This is a genomic window from Phormidium pseudopriestleyi FRX01, assembly GCF_017313335.1.
Taxonomy (GTDB): domain Bacteria; phylum Cyanobacteriota; class Cyanobacteriia; order Cyanobacteriales; family Laspinemataceae; genus Laspinema; species Laspinema pseudopriestleyi.
On the sequence record NZ_JAFLQW010000416.1, the window covers coordinates 1 to 7117 of the forward strand.

Consider the following 7117-nt stretch of genomic DNA (forward strand, 5'->3'; position numbering starts at 1 on the left):
CGAGATTAAAAAAGGTAGCCGTAAGCCTCATGGCGAGAGTCAGTGAGCGTGAATAGGTAGGGGCGCATTGACTACGCCCTTAAGGTCTAAATTCTGGACTCTTAAAGAATCCCATGCTCTTTAGACGTGGGAGTGTCAATCCAGTACATCGACAGGAAATCTCTGCCCTTGAAAGCAACAAAGAAAGCGCGTTGAAAACTGGTTTCTTATATTCGATTAGGTTTACGGACAGCGCTGTACACTGATGCGCTAATTCATCAGTTAGGTTTACGGACAGCGCTGTCCGTAGAATATCTCTAGTTCATGACACTGTGAGTTCGATGTAGGGGTTGAGTCAAGAGGAGCAAGAGTAGGGTGGGCAATGCCCCGTCCTTCTGTTCGGACGGGGCATTGCCCACCCTACTCATAGCTACTTTGAAAAATTGGATAATTTAGACACAATCTACATCAATATTTGCGGCCACAATATTGATGTAAATTATAATTATTAATCCTGCAAAATAATAGGATTACAGTTGATAATTTACCGTAAAATAAAACCCCTCATCTTGAGCATTCGTGCCTTTATCGTCAATTTGAAAAATAGGCCGTCCATAATCAATCCGCACATTCAAACTAGGAAAAATCTGCCAAAGAACACCCATTCCTATCCCGGCTAAAAAGGTTTGTCTCGGTAACTCATTGGGATTATCGACATGATTCCAAACGGTTCCCACGTCTAAAAATGGGGCGAATTGAAAGATGGGAATTCCAGAGGTATCCCGGAGAATCACAATTCGGTCCTCGACGCTCAAGCGAAACCCATTATCTCCCGATCGCACGTTTTGACGATACCCCCGCAAGGATTGTCCCCCCCCAATCACAAATTGCTGGGACGAGAGCAAACTATGGGGACTTAACTGTAAATCCGCTTGAATAATTAACAGTTGAGACCCCCCCAACCGTTGCACTCGCTGCACCTGAGAAATCCAACTCAAAAATTGTCCATCGGGGATAGAGTCGTCATTGTCAGTAGCATCAAATAAACCAGTCCCAATATTCAATAGCGATCGCACAGACCAGGCCCCTTGAACATCCCGGCGTAAGTAATCCGCGCCTAATTTGAAAGTGCTAGTCCGGGTAATTCCATCGGCGCTAGGACCACTGCCAAACCCAAACGGTTCACCGTCAACAAAGGTTTGACTTTCCTGGAAGGTAAACCCGAGGGAGGTGGCAAATTCTTGTCGAGGAGATCGCACCCAAGGTTGTCGAAAACTCACTTCATACAGTTGGGATTCTCCCTCAATATTCAACGCTCTAAACTCATCCTGAATGATGCCATTTTGGTTAGGAGCTACCCGGAACCCCAGGGTTCCATTCATGGCATTAACTGGGATCCGATAACTGAGATCGTAGATTTGAGAATCTCCGGTTCCCCAATAATAACTCGCGGAAATTTCGTCTCCAAACCCAGTCACGTTGCGATAGCGGACCGTTCCCCCTAAGCGTTCGGAACCGACACTCGGAGGGGATAAATTATCCACGCCTAAATTCAAGCCAAAGGGATTGGCTTCTTGTACCCGCACGGTGAGAATACTTTGGGCGATTTCGTCTCCGGCACGCAAACTGGCTTCAATATTTTGAAATAAAGGGTCGAGACGCAACAACCGCAACTGATCTTCCAATCGGGCAGTATTTAAGGGCGCACCCCCCCCAAGTTCGATGCGAGAGCGGATATAGGAGTCTCTCACCCGGTTGTTCCCTTCGACTTCAATGGCGGCTAAAGTCCCTTCAATGACTTGAATTTCGACGATGCCATCCTCGATGACTTGATCCCCGAGCACAGCGCGAGAGGTGATATAACCGCGATCGAGATAAATTTGGGTGATTTGATCTGCAACTTGTCGGAGGCGATCGAGGGAAACGGTTTGCCCTTCAACTTCAGCAACAATGGTTTGAATTTCTGTATCGGTGAGTACGGTAGAACCCGTCACGTTCACCTGGCGAATGGGAATTGCTACATCGGGAGATTCTTCTGGGGAGGGTTGTTCTTCTGGGGGAGTTAACACCGGCGGTTGCTCCTCTTCTGGAGGTGTCGGCTGGACGTCAGGTAGGGGGGGTAATGGCTCTTGGGTGGGAGGTGATGGGGGAGTAGTTTGGGCGATCGCCGCTGGCATTCCGACGCTCAATACAGTGGGTTGCTCTGGAGATGGAATGCTCTGTAAATTGGTCTCCAGACTGTCATCATCACAGGGGCGATCGCAACTCGTTTCCCAATCCTCTAGCAGCCCAAAATTTCCGAATTCCCCAGGAGTGGTTGTCTGATCCGCTTCTTTTCCCTGAGTTCTAAATATCTGGAATCGATCGCGACTGTTGATGGCTTTTTCCCTAGCTGTTTCCTGGGAATCTAGGGTCAGAAAATCTGCTGATTCCCCGGTTAATAAGGGCTCGATGACGGAGGCTATTGCTTGACCCCCGAACAAATTGGCGATCGCCAAAAATACTGGAATGGAAACCCCATACTGCAGAACGTTTAATATCATATTCTTCTGCATCGAACAATCACCATGCCAACCCACTTGATATAATAGCCTGAGCTTCCAGAGCATTTATTGTTTAACTCCCTTGGTACCTTAACCCGTGAAACTGCGGCAGCTCCAAATGCCAGTGTATCTATTGATTTTGCCATCGGCAAGAGATCCTAGGGTCGAAAACCATCCTAACTCTATGAGACTCCCGGTTGACAAAGCATGAAATCACCTCAATTGAGGCAAAAACCGAGTTTCCGCCTCAATTGTCGATGTTTTTGGTGGCAACTGCTGCTCTGTATTGCTGCCCGAGTAAAACTCGGAGTGACTTTGGTTTCTGGAGATTAACAGCCCCTTGCTGTCGGCGATCGCCTTGCTGGCTCAAAGTGCCTAGGGTAAACTTTTCAAGGTTGTGGGCTACCTAGCTGGGTTTGAGCGGTGGAATAATCCAGGTATCAAATTGTTGCGATTGGATTCAATTTCACCGATACAGAGGGTAGCCCGGGCTGGTTTGTTACTTGAACTTCTGAGCGTCATCAATCTCCCGTCATTATATAACGGTCAGTCATCCCCGCCAATCCATCGGCGGTTTAATTAAAATTATCTACTTTTTTCCCGAGAATTTAATTCAAAAAAATATTCTCATAACCCCGTCATTATTGTTATCAAATCCCATGCTTATCAGATTTGAATTCATTGGTTATGGACGGTTCATGGCATTTATTCCGGAACTGTAAACGCACTTTGTTCGGGTTCCATTTCCTTGGAGTAAGGATCTTGGCCCCAAAAATTAGAGATAGGAGCTAACATAGCAGCTACGGTTATGAATAAAAATACCCAAGCCAAAAATAGGGTAAAATTTGAGGGGAATTGGCTTTTTTTATAGTCTTGAACCGGAGCCACCAGCTTGTTCAAGCCGTCTTCTTGAATTCCCCGACTCCACGGATTCCCTCTGGAAAACCATAAGCCTAACAACTGAGAATCAACGAGGAGTGGGGTGGAAGGGGTATCGGAGTTGCAAACCTGATCCGGTAACATATCTTTACTCTCCATCACAAATCTTTAAAATTTGTCTTGAATTGGGGGAAATCTGAACTTAATTTTCAATTTATCATCCCGATGTTTGCGATCGCGTTTGCGGTCTGTATAATTTGTGTATAAATTCGCCCAATTTGTCTGCTTTTCCCTTAAGTTTTTTGAAGCCCCGACTGTCGCTATGATTTGAGGAAACAATACCCCCGAGTCAGGAATACAATCACCATTTTTACTTGACAAAATAGCTGAAAAGTGATAAAGAAAGGATAATAGGGGTAAGCTGAGGAACGGGGAAAGCAATCGCTGGCTAAAACAAAAAATCGCCCTGGGAGAAGATGCGCCGAACCTCATCATCGGGTTACCTTGAAAAGAAGCCGATTCCCTGGGGCGATCGCCCCAGTAACGACACTTGGAGAATTCCCCATGACTTATCATAAAATTCTGGTCGCGATTGATCGTTCACCCCAATCTGATTTTGTCATCAATCAGGTGATCGATTTAGCAGAAAAAGAAAAAGCAGAACTGATGCTATTTCATGCCATTCAAGTCGAAGTCCTGGCCGAGCTCTCGCCGATGGTGGGGACCGGCATGGGATTAAGTCCATCGATAGGACGAGAAATCCCCGAACTTCAACAACAACGACTCGAAGCGCAAGTCCGAACAACCAAAGAAATACTCCAGGGATATGCTGAAATGGCAATGACCAGGAATATCCCCACCATCTGCCATCATAGCGTTGGCGATCCCGGTGTCCTCTCTTGTGAGTTAGCCAAAAGCTGGGGCGCCAACTTAATTGTAGTAGGCCGCAGAGGTCGCAAAGGCATGACCGAACTCTTTTTAGGCAGCGTCAGTAACTACATTACCCATAACGCACCTTGTTCGGTTCTAATTGTCCAAGGTGCGTTACCCGTATCCTAAGCAAAGCTCAACCATCATACCTCATCTTTTTTATTAGGATAGGGCTTAAAATCTCTCCCCCTTAAAAGGTAGAAACTCTAAACACTTTCGCCCATTTTTAAAAGGTTATCTGAACAAGCCATTCATATAAAAACGATGAAGTATCAACAAAAAAAGGAGGGGGCATTTTACCCCCTCCTTTTGGATTTAAGTCCAAGGGAACGGGTTAAAATAACCCGAACCGTATCCCCTAAAATCCCTTACAAAATTGGCACAAACAGATCTTTTTCTGGAACCGTCGTGTATTCCGCCACAATTTGACGCAACTCTTCGCCATCTACGGATTCTTTTTCAATCAGAATATCGACCAAGCGGTCAATCACGATCCGATTTTCCCGGATAATGCGCTTGGCTTCATCATGACAATGTTCCACAATGGAGCGCACTTGTGCATCAATACGAGAAGCAATTTCGTCAGAATATTCCGATCGCGTCATTAAATCGCGACCTAAAAACACTTCCCCTTGTTGGGTTTCCAAAGACATCGGACCCAAATCGGACATCCCGAAGCGAGTCACCATCTGACGCGCCATTCCGCTTACCTGTTGCAAGTCACCTCCGGCCCCTGTCGTCACTTCTGAATCGCCAAAAATGACTTCCTCAGCCGCACGTCCCCCCAAGGCCCCCATAATCCGGGCCATTAACTGGGATTTAGAGATCAGCATTTGATCTTCATTCGGCATAAACCAAGTCAAACCTTGTGCCTGTCCCCGGGGAATCAAGGTAACTTTCTGCACCGGGTCATGGTTCTTGACCAAGGTCCCGACGATCGCATGACCAATTTCGTGATAGGCAATCAAGCGCTTACTCTTGCTATCCACCAGGGGAGTGCCTTCCATTCCGGCTACAACCCGGTCTACGGCATCATCAATTTCCAGGATGGTAATGGCTTCCTTGCGCCGACGTGCCGTTAAAATAGCCGCTTCATTGAGCAAGTTAGCTAAGTCTGCGCCGGTAAAACCGGGAGTCCGACGGGCGACCGCCTCTAAAGAGACTTGATCCGATAACTTCTTATTTCGAGCATGGACATTGAGAATTTCCAGACGACCCTTGATATCTGGTGCATCCACCGTAACTTGGCGATCGAAACGACCCGGACGCAACAGAGCCGAATCCAAGACATCGGGACGGTTGGTGGCTGCAATAATAATGATGCCCGTGTTGCCCTCAAATCCGTCCATTTCCGTCAGGAGTTGGTTGAGGGTTTGTTCGCGCTCATCGTTACCACCGCCGATTCCTGCACCCCGTTGACGACCTACTGCGTCAATTTCATCAATGAAAATGATACAAGGGGCATTTTCTTTGGCTTTTTTGAACAGGTCCCGGACGCGGGAAGCACCGACCCCGACAAACATTTCCACAAATTCAGACCCGGAGATGCTGAAGAAGGGGACGCCCGCTTCTCCGGCGATCGCCTTAGCGAGTAAGGTTTTCCCGGTTCCCGGAGGTCCAATCAACAGCACGCCTCTGGGAATTTTCGCACCGACGGCAGTAAACCGTTCGGGTTTTTTCAGGAACGTAACGACTTCTTGTAATTCTTCTTTGGCTTCTTCAATGCCTGCCACATCGTCAAACATCACCCCAGTTTTCGCTTCCATCTGAAAACGAGCTTTGGATTTGCCGAAGTTCATGGCTTGTCCTGGACCCCCAGGAACATTGCTGGAACGACGGAAGAGGAAGAATAAGCCCGCTAACAACAGGACGGGGAAAATTAAATTGCCCAATAGTCCCCAGATTGCTCCATCATTGCGGATGGGATGAGAGTCAAAACTGATATTGGACTCTCTGAGGCGGGCGATCAGTTCGGGAGCATTTCCTGGCAAATCGACTCGCAAACGCTGCACTCGGTTGTCTAGATCGGGATCGATCGCTTCAACGATCGCCGTCCGGCCACCTTCATACAAATCTACGTTGGTTACGCGATCGGCGTCTAGGTATTCCAAAAACCGACCGTAGCTCATGCGAGTATTGGCGGCATTATTTCCCGTATTCATGGCCGGGGAGGAAAATACTCCCTGCCAAACGAAAAAGGCGATTACTAATGCAGGTAATGCCCACAGTAAAATTATTCTCCAGGAAGATTTCATAGGATGCGGTGGCCTCTAGTACAAATTCAGACAATGAGATTAAAAGCAAATTGGGTGTAATTCAACCCAAGCGAGTTGATTGAGGGCAGTCGGGGGGTTCTCTTTTTTCCACTTTCGGCCCCTCCCCTTGGGGGTGGAGTTCGGGTATAAAGTAAAACCGTCCATCCCGATCAGAATCTTAATCAAATTTAACTTAATTATCAGGATCGATGCAACTGACTTGCCTAAAAATCGGTAAAAACCGCTCAGAATCAGGTAAACCGACGACTCAGTTACTCCGCCGATTTGCGGAATGGTTCGGAAAACCGTTCTTTAAGTTTAAGTTATGTTAAGACAATTTCACAATTTGGCCCTCTCCTGAGTAGGTGGGCACTGCCCACGCTACTTACTCTGAGCAATTGTAGGGTGGGCACTGCCCACCTTGAAGTGCAGGTGGGCAGTGCCCACCCTACAATTGCTACAATTGCTACAATTGCTCCAGACAGTAAAAATGGGCGCACCGGAATGCGCCCATCTTAGAATCATGTATCA

At 47.3% G+C, this 7117-nt stretch carries 4 protein-coding genes; 1 reads left to right on the forward strand and 3 read right to left on the reverse strand.

The genetic code is table 11. The annotated features are described in order from the left end of the window. Positions 1-509 precede the first annotated feature (509 nt). Entirely contained in the window at positions 510-2522 is a 2013-nt protein-coding gene (locus tag J0895_RS15625) for a ShlB/FhaC/HecB family hemolysin secretion/activation protein (protein ID WP_340643531.1), read from the reverse strand. Positions 2523-3227: 705 nt separating this feature from the next. Continuing rightward, positions 3228-3560: a hypothetical protein gene (locus J0895_RS15630; RefSeq protein ID WP_207088974.1), complete on the reverse strand. Its 333-nt coding sequence runs from the start codon at positions 3558-3560 to the stop codon at positions 3228-3230. A gap of 405 nt (positions 3561-3965) precedes the next feature. Between J0895_RS15630 and J0895_RS15635 the strand changes: the two genes are divergently transcribed. After that, positions 3966-4460 carry a universal stress protein gene (locus tag J0895_RS15635; protein ID WP_207088975.1) on the forward strand — a complete coding sequence of 165 codons (495 nt, stop codon included), beginning with the start codon at positions 3966-3968 and terminating at the stop codon, positions 4458-4460. Positions 4461-4699: 239 nt separating this feature from the next. On the opposite strand, the gene ftsH2 is transcribed toward J0895_RS15635, so the two are convergent. Continuing rightward, positions 4700-6586, reverse strand: coding sequence for an ATP-dependent zinc metalloprotease FtsH2 (gene ftsH2 / locus J0895_RS15640; RefSeq protein ID WP_207088976.1), 1887 nt, complete (start codon positions 6584-6586; stop codon positions 4700-4702). Positions 6587-7117 lie beyond the last annotated feature (531 nt).